This window comes from Burkholderia sp. PU8-34 (assembly GCF_053427725.1).
The window spans coordinates 115,301-127,278 of record NZ_JBSAXC010000010.1; the positions used below are offsets into that span (position 1 = coordinate 115,301).

13 protein-coding genes are annotated in these 11,978 nt (G+C 67.7%); all 13 read right to left on the reverse strand.

From position 1 onward, the window contains the following. Positions 1-3: 3 nt before the first annotated feature. The gene (locus ACV22Z_RS23075) at positions 4-981 is read right to left on the reverse strand and encodes a type II secretion system F family protein (protein WP_448078588.1); all 978 of its coding nucleotides are present in this window, start codon (positions 979-981) and stop codon (positions 4-6) included. A 48-nt stretch (positions 982-1,029) separates the two neighbouring features. Then, the gene (locus ACV22Z_RS23080; protein ID WP_448078589.1) at positions 1,030-2,397 is read right to left on the reverse strand and encodes a CpaF family protein; all 1,368 of its coding nucleotides are present in this window, start codon (positions 2,395-2,397) and stop codon (positions 1,030-1,032) included. A 20-nt stretch (positions 2,398-2,417) separates the two neighbouring features. Then, the gene (locus ACV22Z_RS23085; protein ID WP_448078590.1) at positions 2,418-3,626 is read right to left on the reverse strand and encodes an AAA family ATPase; all 1,209 of its coding nucleotides are present in this window, start codon (positions 3,624-3,626) and stop codon (positions 2,418-2,420) included. A gap of 22 nt (positions 3,627-3,648) precedes the next feature. Further along, on the reverse strand, positions 3,649-4,110 hold the full coding sequence (locus tag ACV22Z_RS23090) for a TadE/TadG family type IV pilus assembly protein (protein WP_448078591.1): 462 nt from the start codon (positions 4,108-4,110) through the stop codon (positions 3,649-3,651). Beyond that, the gene (locus ACV22Z_RS23095) at positions 4,107-4,640 is read right to left on the reverse strand and encodes a TadE/TadG family type IV pilus assembly protein (protein WP_448078592.1); all 534 of its coding nucleotides are present in this window, start codon (positions 4,638-4,640) and stop codon (positions 4,107-4,109) included. The genes ACV22Z_RS23090 and ACV22Z_RS23095 overlap by 4 nt, the downstream gene beginning before the upstream one ends. Before the next feature lie 13 nt (positions 4,641-4,653). Beyond that, positions 4,654-5,940, reverse strand: a complete 1,287-nt coding sequence (locus tag ACV22Z_RS23100) for a pilus assembly protein TadG-related protein (protein ID WP_448078593.1) — start codon at positions 5,938-5,940, stop codon at positions 4,654-4,656. 25 nt (positions 5,941-5,965) lie between these two features. Beyond that, the gene (locus ACV22Z_RS23105) at positions 5,966-6,265 is read right to left on the reverse strand and encodes a hypothetical protein (protein ID WP_448078740.1); all 300 of its coding nucleotides are present in this window, start codon (positions 6,263-6,265) and stop codon (positions 5,966-5,968) included. A 19-nt stretch (positions 6,266-6,284) separates the two neighbouring features. Beyond that, complete coding sequence (locus tag ACV22Z_RS23110; protein WP_448078594.1) at positions 6,285-8,408, reverse strand: type II and III secretion system protein family protein; 2,124 nt, start codon at positions 8,406-8,408, stop codon at positions 6,285-6,287. Positions 8,409-8,513: 105 nt separating this feature from the next. Beyond that, the gene (gene cpaB, locus ACV22Z_RS23115; protein WP_448078595.1) at positions 8,514-9,359 is read right to left on the reverse strand and encodes a Flp pilus assembly protein CpaB; all 846 of its coding nucleotides are present in this window, start codon (positions 9,357-9,359) and stop codon (positions 8,514-8,516) included. Positions 9,360-9,394: 35 nt separating this feature from the next. Continuing rightward, positions 9,395-10,795, reverse strand: coding sequence for an ATP-binding protein (locus ACV22Z_RS23120; RefSeq protein WP_448078596.1), 1,401 nt, complete (start codon positions 10,793-10,795; stop codon positions 9,395-9,397). Between the two features lie 40 nt (positions 10,796-10,835). Next, positions 10,836-11,375, reverse strand: a complete 540-nt coding sequence (locus tag ACV22Z_RS23125) for an A24 family peptidase (protein WP_448078597.1) — start codon at positions 11,373-11,375, stop codon at positions 10,836-10,838. Between the two features lie 28 nt (positions 11,376-11,403). After that, positions 11,404-11,589: a Flp family type IVb pilin gene (locus ACV22Z_RS23130; protein WP_448078598.1), complete on the reverse strand. Its 186-nt coding sequence runs from the start codon at positions 11,587-11,589 to the stop codon at positions 11,404-11,406. A gap of 134 nt (positions 11,590-11,723) precedes the next feature. After that, positions 11,724-11,894 (reverse strand): Flp family type IVb pilin, encoded by a 171-nt coding sequence (locus ACV22Z_RS23135; protein WP_448078599.1) that lies wholly within the window; start codon positions 11,892-11,894, stop codon positions 11,724-11,726. Positions 11,895-11,978 lie beyond the last annotated feature (84 nt).

Here is an 11,978-nt window from a genome sequence, read left to right on the forward strand (position 1 = left end):
CGCTCAGACACGAATCCGGATGATGCGGCGCATCCAGACCACGCCGCAGACCATCAGCACCAGCATCATGCAGACGACCTTCAGGCCGGCCGGATCCTCCCAGAGCACCGAGAGGAACTTGCGGTTCATCGCCATCATCAGCGAGGCGGCGACGAACGGCAGCAGACCGAGCACCCACGCCGACATCCGCCCTTCGGCCGACAGCACACGGATCTTGTCGAACAGCTTGAAGCGCTCGCGGATCAACGCGCCGATGCTGTCGAGCAGCTCCGCGAGATTGCCGCCCGTCTCGCGCTGGATCAGCACCGCGATCACGAAGTAGCGCAGATCGCGGATCGGCACGCGCGTCGCGAGGTTCATCAGCGCGTCGTGCAGCGACACGCCATAGTTGATCTCGTCGAACGTGATGCGGAATTCGCTGCCCATCGGTTCGCTGAACTCGTCGCTGATCATGCCGATCGCGCTCGTGAACGCATGCCCGGACCGCAGCGCGCGCGAGATCATGTCGCAGACCTCCGGAAGCTGCCGTTCGAGCTTGCGCATCCGGCGGTTGCGGCGCCGCATCACGTGCAGCAACGGCAGCCCCGCGCACGACAGCGCGATCGGCAGGATCGCCAGGAGCGGCAGCGGCGTGAACATCAGCACGAACAGCACGAGCGGCGGCACCGCGAGCGACATGCCGATCAGTTTCGAGACCGACCAGCTCATGCCGGACTGCTGCAGCAGCAGATCGAGCGACTGCATGCGCGGCATGCTCATCAGCAGCCGTTCGAGCGGCTTCGCGTCGTTGAGCATCCGGTCCTTGAGAATCGACAGCCGCTCCTGCTGCACCTGCCCGCCCGCCGACATCGCGCGGAGGCGCGACTCGATGCGTTGCGCGGCGGCGCCGTGCCGCGCGTTCCACCAGTGATAGAGCCCCTCGAACGCGAGCACCACCGCGACGAACAGGAGAATCACGAATGCATAGAAAATCGGGTCCATGGCCATTCCTCGACATCGGACGGCGGCCGGCTCGCGCCGGCCGCGCGGTCAGTTCGCCTCGTAGCGGCGCGCCGGGTCATACAGCGAATCGGGCAGGTTGATGCCGAATGCCTGCAGCCGCTCGGCGAATTTCGGGCGCACGCCCGTCGCGCAGAAATGCCCGCGCACCGTGCCGTCCTGGTCCATGCCCGTGCGCTTGAACGTGAAGATCTCCTGCATGTTGATGATGTCGCCCTCCATGCCGGTCAGCTCCGAGATGCTGACGATCTTGCGCTTGCCGTCGGTCAGGCGTGCGGCCTGCACGACGACCGAAATCGCCGATGCGATCTGCTGACGCATCGTCTTCGGCGGCAGCGACAGGCCCGCGACGCTGATCATGTTCTCGAGGCGCGTGAGCGCATCGCGCGGCGTGTTCGCGTGGATCGTGGCGAGCGAACCTTCGTGGCCGGTGTTCATCGCGTTCAGCATGTCGAGCGCTTCGGCGCCGCGCACTTCGCCGAGGATGATGCGATCGGGCCGCATCCGCAGCGCATTGCGCACCAGCGTGCGCTGCGTGATCTCGCCCTTGCCCTCGATGTTCGGCGGGCGGGTTTCGAGGCGCAGCACGTGCGGCTGCTGAAGCTGCAGTTCGGCCGCGTCCTCGATCGTGACGATCCGTTCGTTGGGCGGGATGAAGCCGGACAGGATGTTGAGCAGCGTCGTCTTGCCGCTGCCGGTGCCGCCCGACACCAGCACGTTCACCTTCGCGCGCGACAGCGCGTCGAGCAGTTCCGCCATCGGCGGCGTGAGGCTCTGGTAGCGCACGAGGTCGTCCATCTTCAGCGGGTTCACCGCGAAACGCCGGATCGACATCAGCGGACCGTCGATCGCCGACGGCGGGATGATCGCGTTGACGCGCGAGCCGTCGGGCAGGCGCGCGTCGACCATCGGGCTCGCCTCGTCGATGCGGCGGCCGACGCGCGACACGATCTTCTCGATCACCTTCATCAGGTGCGCGTCGTCGTAGAACGTGACGTCGGTCAGCTCGAGCTGGCCATGGCGTTCGACGTACACCTGCTTGTACGTGTTGACGAGAATGTCCGACACGCTCGGGTCGCGCAGCAGCGTTTCGAGCGGACCGAACCCGAACATCTCGTCGTAGACGTCGATCGAGAGCTGGCGCCGCTCGATGTCGTTCGCCGGCAGCTTGTCCTCGTCGAGAATGCGCGAGATCAGCGCGGTGATTTCCTGGCGGACCTGCTCGAGCGGCAGGCGTGACAGGCGCTCGAGCTCGACCCGCTCGAGCACCGCGGCATGGATCTCGCGGCGCAGCTTCTGATAGGCTTCGCGCACCATCGATCCTGCCCCGCTCCCCTGATCGCCCCGCGACATGAAGGCTGTCGACCGTTGCAACGACATCTGTTCGCGCAGTGACATGATGGACTCCCCGTAAGATTTCACATTGACTTGAGCTTCGGTGCGCCGCCGCGCCCGAACAGCCGCGCAATCAGCGGTTCGCTGCGCGCCGCGCCGTGCGTCGCGCGCTGGTCGCCTTCGACGATCTGTTTCGCACAGGCCTGCAGCGCGCGCGCAACGGCGCTGTTGCGCGCAAGGCGTGTCACCGGATGCCCCTGGTTGATCGATTCGAGCACGACCTCGACGTCCTCCGGAATCACGCATGCGGCACGCATCCCGAGCACCTCTTCGAGCGCCGCGCGCGTGCGCTCGCTCGAACGCGCCTGGCGGTTCAGCACGAGGCGCAGGCGGTCGAGCGGATAGCCGAGCGACATCAGGATTTCCTGCAGCCGGCGGCCGGCGCGCAAGTGCGGCATCATCGGCTGCAGCACCAGCTCGATCTGGTCGCTGCGGTCGAGCGCGATCATCGACAGCTGGTTGAGGCTCAGCCCGAGATCGAAGATCACGAATTCGTAGCGCGGCGCGGCAACGCCGAGGATCCACTCGAGCGCCTCCTCCCGCATCTCGGCGGCCTTGACGGGATCGCCCGCGCCGGCGAGCACGTGGAACGTCTCCGTCACGCGCGCGACGCTCGCGTCGAAAAACGCGCCGTCGAGCCGCTCCAGCTGCGTGCACAGCTGCGGCAGCGTGGACGGCGGCGTCTCGTCGGTCACGAGAAACGCCGCGTCGCCGAAATGCTGGTTCAGGTCGACCAGCAGCACGCGGCGCTTGCAGGCCTCGGCGATCTCGTACGCGACGTTGCCGGCGATGAAGCTGGTGCCCGCACCGCCCTTGCACGACAGGAACGACACGATGCGCGTCTCGTTGCCGTCGCGCCGGCTGCTCTGCGCGGCGGCGCGCTGCAGCGCATCGGTCAACGCGTGCGTCTCGAGCGGCCATGCGAGCACGTCGCGCACGCCCGCGCGCATCGCGTCGAGCAACGTATGCGGCGACGCATCCGCGGTGATCAGCATGCAGTTCAGGCCCTGGTGCAGCCGGCACATCCGCTCGATCGCGGACAGCTCGGCCGCATCGATCGACGCGCCGTCGATCATCAGCACGTCGAATGCATCGAGCCCGTCGGTGCGGTGCTCGATCTGCGTCGGCCGGCCGGCCGCACGCGTGACCCGATAATTGCCGCATTCGGCGACGAGCCGGGCAATTTGAGTCAGTCGCCCCGTATCGTCGGACGCCACGAGGATGTTGATCATGTTGTTCGCCTCGGCTGTTCTGTCATTGGCAAACCGATCCGCCCGTCGACGTCGCCATGCTCTCGCGCGGCAGCGTCGTCGTGAACGGCGGCATCGTCACCGTCAGGTTCACGAAGGGGATCAGCGTCGAAACGGTGACGTTCGAGACCTTGACGGTCACGAACGTGCAGGTGCTGCGCGCGGTCGCTGCATCGGCATCGCAACCGGACGGCAGGTAGGTGAGCGACACGTTCGCGCTCGCCAGGATCGGCAGCAGGTCCGTGATGCGCTGCTTGACGACCGGCGCGGCCACGTCGCAGACAGTCGCGGTGCGCGCGCCGAGGCGCATCGCCTCGCTCGCGGTATTCCAGTAGAACAGCAGGCGGCCGAATTCGCAGATGCCGATCAGCAGCGTGCAGAACACGGCGGAGATGATCGCAAACTCGACGGCGGTCGCGCCACGCTGGCGGCGGCGGCGCGGCTGGGAAGGAGCGCGCGGGTTCATGACACTTGCCTCATCACGGTGATGATGTCGCCGAAGATCACCTGCTGCAGCCCAGGGTACGCGGGGATCGGCTGGTACTGGTAGCCGGTGACCTTCACTTCGACCAGATTCATGCTGCCCGACGGCGTGCCGCTCGCCGAACCGTTGTTGCTGTCGTAGGTCGGCACGTTCGCGAACTGTGCGGGATCGTTCGTACCCGCGCAGCCGGTCGTATGCGACGCGTCGCAGATAACGACCATCGACGTCGTGAGGCCCGGCAAGAGCTCGGTGCCCGACGACCCGCAGGTCGTGCTGCCGTAGACGACGAGGCACTGTGCGGCCGACAGCGGATACGCGGGGTCGCTCGGCTTGAACGTCGACAGGTAGCGCGCCGCGTCTCGCGTCGCCTTGGTCAGCGCCTCGTACTGGTAGATCATGCGGCCGAATTCGGCGACGCCGGTTACGAGCAGGATCATCGGAATCAGCACGATCGCGAACTCGACCGCCGCGACACCGCGCGTCTTCGAACGCCTGACCGGATATGGTTTCATGATCGCCTCCCTGTCATTGGACGAGCACCGACACCTTCGGGCCGACCGAACTGCCGTCACCAGGCACGCCTTCGCTTGCGCACGGATTGCCGGCCGCGGTCGACGTGCCGAGATACTCGACTTGCGCGACGATGGTGCCGGCGCCACTGCTGCCGGCATTCGCATCCATCGGCTCGAGCATCAGCACGCAATCCCACCGCAGCACGGCCGTCTTGTGGGTGCCGGTCACACTCAATGCCGAGCAGTCGACTTCGGGCGCCAGCGCGATGCGGCGGTCCGCGCCAAAGGTCTGGTAACCACTCTTGGTGAGCGCCGTGCCGCCGGTGTTGACATGGGTCGCAGTGTCGCCCTGGTATACGGTGTTCGCGAGCCGGGCGTTCACGAACTTCGTGTAGGCGTCGCCGGAGCCGTAGATGTTCGAGGTCGCGGCATCGCCCGTCGCCGCGTTGAAGGTCAGGCCCGTGAAGTCCGGTGTGTTGTCCGGCGTACCAGCGGTCGGCGCCTTGAAGCCATGCCCATAGACCCCGAAACGCGTGTTCCACGCATCGGAGCTCGCGGCGTTCTGTCCCGGCGAGCCGATCTGCGCGCCGCTTGCCGGCAAGCTGCAGAAGTTGCCGGTCAGCTCGTTGGTGATCTCCGAATTGCTGTTCGAACCGTCGAGCGCCGCCCAGCCGAAATTTCCCGCTCCCCACGACGACTGCGTGCCGCCGAGCGAGCTCAGCCACTCACCTGCCGTATGGCCGCCGCTCGTCTGGCAGAGGAACACCGGGATCGCGCACGTCGTCTGCGCGGAGCCGAGGGTCGCCACCGCAGACACCGCCACCGATGCGTTTGCGACGTTCATCCCCGGCAGCGCGTTCAGCACCTGCATGAACCAGTTGGGAATGTTGGTCAGCGATGCCGTGCACTTGACGTACTTGATCGTCGATGGCGACGTGACCGAACCGCTCGGCAAGAACGGATTGGTCAGCGAATCGCTGTACGTGACGCTCGAATTCACCTGGTATTGCACCGGCGCACCCTGGAACATCGCGTAATTCAGGTGGCCGGCAGTGATGCCGGCCGCCTCTGAAACCGACAGGCTCGGAATCGCCCCTGTCAGATCGCGCGCGGCCGCCAACGCGCAAGCGTCGGCGCTGTTCTGTAGTTCGCTCCGCGCGACGTACAACTTGCCGAGGTCCAGTGCGAGGCCGACGCATCCGATCAGTACCGCCAGCGTCAGCGCGACGATGACCGCTACGGCGCCGCGCTGTCGATGGATGTTGCGAAAGGCTCGCGAGTGTTGAATGACGCTGGACATGGCAATCTCCCTGAGCAACCTGTCGTTATTGGGCGCCGCCCTTGCTGATGCCGATGACGAACGCATTGCCCTTCGGCTCCGGCGCCTGGAACGACTTGTCGTAGTTGTCCAGCGCGGCCGAGGCCGCCGAGCCCGGCATGCCGGCCGGGGACTGCGTATGTTCGGCGGCATGCGGGTCGATGATTTGCGCTTGCATCACGGTACGGACCGATTCACTGAACCGGGTGTCCCACACCGGCGTCGACGACATGCAGCCGGCGAGTGCGGTGGCGAGCGGTGCGGCGAGCGCCGCGCGCCGCAAGAAAACGAGGTAGGCGGATTTCATGAGCTTCCCCTTGATGACTTCAACGATCGTTGGACGACGGCGTCGCGTTCGCACCGGCGACCTGCTGTACGCGGCGCTTGGCCGTGCCCTGCGACCCTGACTGCCCGGCTGCCGCGATCCGCGCGGCCGCCGCTTCGATGCGGGCGACCCGGGCCGCCGTCGCGGCGTCCGCCGCCTGGGTTGCCTGCGGCGCGGACTCCGCCGCCGGCGCGGCAGAAGGCGCGGGTGCCGCAGGTACCGCCTCGGCCGCAGGCGCGGGTGCCGCAGGTACCGCCTTGGCCGCGGGTATCGGCGCCGCGGACGCCGCCTTGGCGGCTTTCGCGGGCGCCGAGACGAGCGGCTCTGCAGGCACGTCCTGCGTCGAGACCGGCATCGGCGACGCGGTCGGCTGCGCGATCGCGTCGGCCGGCTGCGCGGCACGCGGCGCCGGCAGCGCAGCCGTCGGGCCGCTCGGCTCGTCCTGCTGCGGGGCCGGCGCCGGCGCCGGAGCGGGCGCCTGCGACTGCGGCGACGGTGCCGCTTCGCTCGCCGGGGCCGGAGCCCGGCCATGCTTGCGCAGGCCGCCGCGGCCTTCCATGTCGCCCGTCGCAAACACGTCAGCCTCGTTCGGCTTCGTGAAGCTGTCGGTCGGCAGCGGCAGGTCGGCCGTCTGCAGCGGCTTCACGAGATGCGGCGTGATGACGAAGATCAGCTCGGTGCGGTCCTGCTGGAACGACGTGCTGCGGGCCAGCGCGCCCAGCACCGGAATTTCGCCGATGCCCGGCACCGCCTTCAGCGCGCCCGACGCGTTGTCCTTGATCAGCCCGCCGATCGCGAACGATTCGCCGTCGGCCATCTGCACCGTCGTCGACGCGCGCCGCGTCGTGATCAGCGGCAGGATCGACGCGCCGGCGACGTTGGTCGCGGTGAGCGTCACGCCTGTTTGCGACAGCTCGGACACTTCCGGCGCGACGCGCAGGTTGATGCGGCCGCCCGACAGCACCGTCGGCGTGAACTTCAGCGCGACGCCGAACTCCTCTTCCTGCAGCGTGATCGTCGTGCCGCCGCCCGTGTTGCTCTGCGGGACCGGGATGAAGATCTTGCCGCCCGCGAGGAACGTCGCTTCCTGGCCGCTGATCGTCACGAGGTTCGGCTCCGCGAGGATCTTGACGAGGTTGTCGGTGTTCTGCGCATCGACCGCGACGTTGAACGGCCTGTTGTTCGCCTTGCTGGCCGTGATGGCGCTCGCGACGCCCGCGAGCAGGTTGCTCACGAGCGCGCCGCTCCACGAGCCGAAGCCGCCCTGGATGTTGAAGGCCGAGCCGAGCTGGTTGATCAGCGTCTTCGACACTTCGGCGACCTTCACCTCGAGCATCACCTGCTGCGGCTGCGTGACGGTCAGCATGTTCAGGACCGTGCCGGTCTTTCCGCCGCCACCGCCGCTGTCGCCGTTGCCGCCTCCGTTGCCGCCGCCTCCGTTGCTGCCACTGGCAGCGTTCGCATACGCCTTCGCGATCGCCGTCGCCTGCTGCGACGCCTGCGCGCTCGTCACGCTGCCGGCGAGCACGATCGTGTCGGCCGCGCTCGTCACATGAATGTCGCGCTCGTTCGGCATCAGCTGCGCGAGCGAAGCCTGGAGACCGCCGGCGTCGGCGCCGACGGCCACGTCGATGATCCGGCACGCGCCGCTCTTGCCCTGGACGATCATGTTGGTCGTGCCGACCGACAGCCCGAGGATGTAGAGCGTCTGCGGCGACACCATCGTCGCCTGCGCGACGGCCGGGTTGCCGATCGTGCGGTTGCGCACCGGCTCGGGCATCGGCACGAGCAGCGACTTGCCGAGCGGCACGCTGACGGACGTCGAATCGCGCACGGCGCCGACGCAGTTCGGACCACGCAGCGGCCCGGAGGCCGCCGCCGCGCCTGCTGCTCCCGCGGCCGGCACCGGCGTCATGCTGATCGTCATCTGCATCGGCCCCTTGCCCATCGCGGCCGGCGCCGTCGCGGTGCCGCCCTTCGCCAGCGCACCGGCCTCCGCGCCTTCCTGCGCGACCGCGCTATACACGTTGAACCATCCGGCGCACAGCATCGCCGCGACCACCGTGCCGCGCAGGGCGCGCGTACGCGCCGGCCCGGCTCCAGAACTTTGCGGTTTGATCTTCATTTCGTCTGATCCCCCGAGTACCCGGCGAAACGCCGGGCTTGACTGTCAAAGGTCGCAGCGCGTCGCGTACGGCCTGGAAACTTCGCGTTTTTTCGATTAATTCATTCAGAAGCATTCGACGCTGCCGCGAACGCCGCTCAGCACGCCGACGCAATCGCGTGCCACCGCCGGCGCCGCGTGGGACGCCACACGCACCCGCACGGTCCGCACACGCACCGGCGCGGGCGCGGGCGCGGCGGCGGGCGCCGGCGGCGTGCCGAGCAACGTCACCTTGGTCGCGCCGCCGGTGTTCATCGTCTCCTTGTCGACCTGGTTGCGCAGCACGAGCGACAGCGTGCCGACGCTGCGTGCGAGGTCGAGCTTCTCGGCCTGATCGGGCGACACCTCGAGCGTCACCGCGTTGACGACCTTCGGCGCGGTATCGTCACGGCTGACCTGCTGCGCGACGGCCAGCACGAGGATGTGCTCGAGCACGATCTTCGAGATGCTCTGCTGGTTGTCGGTCTTGCCCGGCTCCTGCGTGTTGACGATGACGTCGACGTAGTTGCCCGGCAGCGCGAAGCCCGCGACGCCGATCACGTCGTTCACGCGCACCGTGATCGCGCGGTTACCCGCGCCGATCACCGCGGACAGCCCGCCCTTCGTGCCGAGCGGCGCCAGCTTCGACTCGAGCACCGGCTCGCCACGCGTGAGGCTCGTGCGCACGACCCGCCCCTCGAGCTCCTTGGTGTCGCTGAACGCGCCGGGCGGCACGCTGGCGGTCGGCCAGCTCACCGTGCGCATCTGGTTCGGCCCGAGCGGTTCGCCCAGGTTCAGGTCGGTGGTCGCGACCGCGACCTGCGTGACCGCGCTGGACGACGTCCTCACGAGCCAGCGCGATGCGAACGCGACGGCAGCGAGACCCGCCACCATGGCGATGATCAGCATCGTGATTGCGCGAGTGTTTTTCATGGCAATGCTCCTCGTCAGATCGTGAATGAAACAGCTCAACCGGAGGCCAGCGTGCGGCCGATGCGTTCGGTCGACGGCGGATGCGGGCTCTCACGTTCCGGCGCGGAGCCGAAATACGCGGTCCACGCTTCGTGCAATCCGTCATGCGTGACTTCGAGCGGGTCGCCGCGATAACGCGCCGATGCCGCAACGAGGCGCAGCAGGTCGCCCGGGAAACAGGCAAGGAACGCCTTGCCGGTCGGCAGGTGCAGCCGGTGCGCGAGGTAATCGAACGCGTCGGAGGCCGGCACGAGGCCGAGCGACTTGCACATCGTGTCGAACACGGCGTGGTAGTCCTCGATCGCCATCGGGCCGACGTAGAGCTTCGAGCCGAGCCGGCGCAGGAACGCGTCGTCGCCGAACTGCGACGGTGCGATGTTGCTCGAGAACACCGGCCACACGTCGAACGGCACGATGAAGCGGTTGCCGGTGCCGAGCGTCAGCAGGTCGATGCCGCGATCGAGCGGCCGCAGCCAGCGGTTCAGCAGGTCGCGCGGCTCGACACGCTGCCGGCCGAGGTCGTCGACGATGTACATCCCCATGTTGGCCTTCATGTGCGGCGGCGCCTGGTAGTAGCCGGCGCCCGCGTCACGCCGCAGCTCGAGCTCGTCAAGCGTCAGCTCGCCGCCCGACATCACGATCGGGCGCTCGCACAGACGCCAGCGGCGATCGACCGCCTGTCCTTCCGGCTGCGTCTTGACGTCGGCGTGCACGAGCGGGTCGTAGATCTGGATGATTTCGCCGGCCACGCAGATCGCATACGGAATCGGCACCTCGCCGCCCATCAGCGAGCCGAGCCGCTCCGCGAAGAACGTCTTGCCGCTGCCAGCCGGCCCGTGGATCAGCAGCGGGCGGCCCGAATTCAGCGACGCGGCCGCGGCGTCAATGGTCGCCGGATCGATCACGATGCCGTCGAACGCGGCCATCACCTCGGCGCGCGAGATGTGCAGCTTGCGCACCGAATGCGCGGCAATCACGTCGAGGTATGCGTCGAGCGTAACGGGCGCCGGACCGTCGTAATTGCTGTGCGCCTTTTCCTCGATCGCGAGCGCACGACCTGCATCGGTGAGGCGGAACGACACGTCGATGTCGGTCACGCCGCGATGGGTGATTTCGACGAGATGTTCGCGCACGAGGAACGCAAGCACGTCGTCGAGCACGGAGATCGGCAGGCAATGCCGCTCGATCAGATCCGCGTACTCCGAGCGCCCGTGCATCAGCGTGGACTTCAGCACCAGCCCGGCGAGAAAGGTCTCGCCCAGCCCGGTGTCCGCCACCGTGCGCGGTGCGCGCGGCAGCCGCGGCGGGCGCTTCGTGTGCTGTTCGCGTGACGGCGCCGGATCGGGCAGATGGGCGATCTGCGCGTCGTGTTGCGATGAGGGTTGGTCAGTGTTCATGATCGCTCCGTATGCGGTATCCGGCCGGTGTCACATGGACTCACACGGACGCCGCGAACAACATGCTCAGCGTGCCCAGCGCGATCGCGACGCCGTAAGGCAACGCGCCGACCGACTCGCCTTCAACCGGCGCGCCGGCCGCGCCGCCCTGCCCGCGCACCGCGGCGCGTATCGCGATCAAGCGCATATTCGCGAACAACTGCCGCGCGCGGCCTCGCCAGATCACCATCGCGAGCGCGCCGACTCCGCCCGCCAGGAACGTCGCGACCGCGATGTAGACCGCGAGCGCCGGGCCGACCCAGGCGCCGACCGCAAGCATCAGCTTCACGTCGCCCGCCGCCATCCCGCGCAGCAGATAGAACGGCAGCAGCATGAAGAAACCGGTGGCGGCGCCCGCCAGCCAGGCGATCGCGCCCGCGCCGATGCCGTGCAGCACGCATTGCGCGATCAGCGCGCCCGCGAGACCGATCGCGATCAGGCGATTCGGAATCCGGCGGCTGGTGATGTCGCTGCTCGCGGCGACGATCACGAGCGTCGCGACGCACAGCGGAATCGGATGGGACGGGACGGCTGGCAACATGGCAAACCTCGTTTCTCCGGATCGGACTTCATTGCATCGCGGCCAGCGCACTTGCCGCGACACGTTCGTAAAGCTCGCCGAGCTCACCACCGAGCGTTCCGGCGCCACCCAATATCGCGATCGCGACCAGCGAGCCCATCAGCGCGTACTCGATCTGCGTCGCGCCGCTTTCGTCGTCGATCCACTTCGCTACCGCTTCTCCAAAGGACTGCATGGTGCCCCCGATATTTGTTTGTGACCTGCCTGCTCCGGTACGAGCGCCCGTCCGCCGATACGCGACCGGGCGGATGCCCAGCACGCCGGAGAGCGCCTCGTGCGCGACACCTCCCCCGTGCAACGACGGTTTCGTTACATCATCGTACCGAGGCTGCTGAACAACGAATCCAGGTTCGAGCCAAGAAGCGTCGCGCCCCCCATGAGCGCGACGGCGATCAGCACGGCAAGGAGTCCGTATTCGACGGCCGTGACGCCGTCCTCGTCGCGCGCTAATCGCAGGAACTGATGAACGAATGCCAACATGGTTCTTTCCTCTCGAGTTGAAATCCCGCAACAACGCGTGCGTGGGAGACTCGAATCGTCCGCCCCGCCGTGCTCTTCTCCGAT